Source organism: Acinetobacter venetianus RAG-1 = CIP 110063 (assembly GCF_000368585.1).
Lineage (GTDB): Bacteria > Pseudomonadota > Gammaproteobacteria > Pseudomonadales > Moraxellaceae > Acinetobacter > Acinetobacter venetianus.
Genome location: NZ_KB849558.1, coordinates 537,709 through 538,421, shown reverse-complemented (window position 1 = coordinate 538,421; position 713 = coordinate 537,709). Strand labels below are relative to the sequence as shown.

The window sequence follows — 713 nt, the reverse complement described above, 5'->3', positions numbered from 1 at the left end:
AAAGAGAAAGAGAAAGAGAAAGAGAAAGAGAAAGAAAGGTGTAAAGCCTCCCCCGATTTGTAAAGTTTCTTAATCACCCAAGCCATAGTTTGGGTGATATTCGCACTCTTTATTGAATACTTTTTATTCAAAAATCCATTTTAATAAAGCTTGAGTGTTTTGCAATAAAGTTTCACTGTCTGCTTGAAATGGTTTGTAATGCCCATGAGATGCCACATTCATTAAATCAATTTGAGGCATTGAACTCAGCACATTTCCCTTTAATGATCTATAAAGAGAAGGATGTGTTTTTTGATCTACTAACTGTAAATTACTTGATAAATACTTCAGTAGAGCATGTATACCTTTTTGATTGGCTTCCATATATGCATTTTTATCTACTCTTTTTATTTTCTCTATCACACCTATTTCCAGCACCACCCTATAGCATAAGCTAAACGGCCACCATTGTTCTTGCTCATACAACTTTACAGTTTCTTCGACGATATCTTGTAATAGAGTATTTTCAGTATAAATATTTTTTAGTAAATCTATAGCTGTAAAGGCTTTTTTCGCTCCATTTACATCAGAATCTTTCTTTTGTTCACCAGAATCAACTGTCGTTCCTGTCGTTCCTGCCGTTCCTGTCGTTCCTGTCGTTCCTGTCGTTCCTGTCGTTCCTGTCGTTCCTGTCGTTCCTGTCGTTCCTGTCGTTCCTGTCGTTCCTGTCGTTC

At 36.7% G+C, this 713-nt stretch carries 1 protein-coding gene; it reads right to left on the bottom strand.

Annotated elements, in window-relative coordinates; all coding sequences use genetic code 11:
• Nucleotides 1-123 precede the first annotated feature (123 nt).
• Nucleotides 124-713 (bottom strand): hypothetical protein (locus F959_RS16805; RefSeq protein ID WP_004878982.1); only part of this gene is annotated, 590 nt, incomplete at its 5' end.